The sequence below is a fragment of the Flavihumibacter cheonanensis genome, from assembly GCF_022352215.1.
GTDB classification, from domain to species: domain Bacteria; phylum Bacteroidota; class Bacteroidia; order Chitinophagales; family Chitinophagaceae; genus Flavihumibacter; species Flavihumibacter cheonanensis.
In genome coordinates this window covers 1-280 of record NZ_JAKRWF010000204.1, presented here as the reverse complement: position 1 = coordinate 280, position 280 = coordinate 1, and the positions used below count along the sequence as shown (strand labels likewise).

Annotated in this window: 1 pseudogene; it reads left to right on the top strand. The window is 64.3% G+C overall.

Annotated elements, in window-relative coordinates:
- Positions 1-280: pseudogene (locus MD536_RS21700) on the top strand (Ni/Fe hydrogenase subunit alpha); the annotation flags it as partial.

Below are 280 nucleotides of genomic sequence, written 5' to 3'. Positions count from 1 at the left end.
CTGGTACCGCGTCGGACCGCTGGCGCGCGTCAACACCGCCGACTTCATCGATACGCCCGAGGCGGAAGAAGAACGCAAGGCCTTCATGAAGCTCACGAACGGCAAACCCAACAACCTGACCATGGCGTACCACTGGACACGCATGATTGAGCTGCTGCACTCCGCGGAAAAGATCCGCGACCTGCTCAACGATCCGGACCTCCAGGGGACCGACCTCGTCGTCAAAGGCGAGCGGCGCGACGAATGCGTCGGGCTGATCGAGGCGCCCCGCGGCACGCTG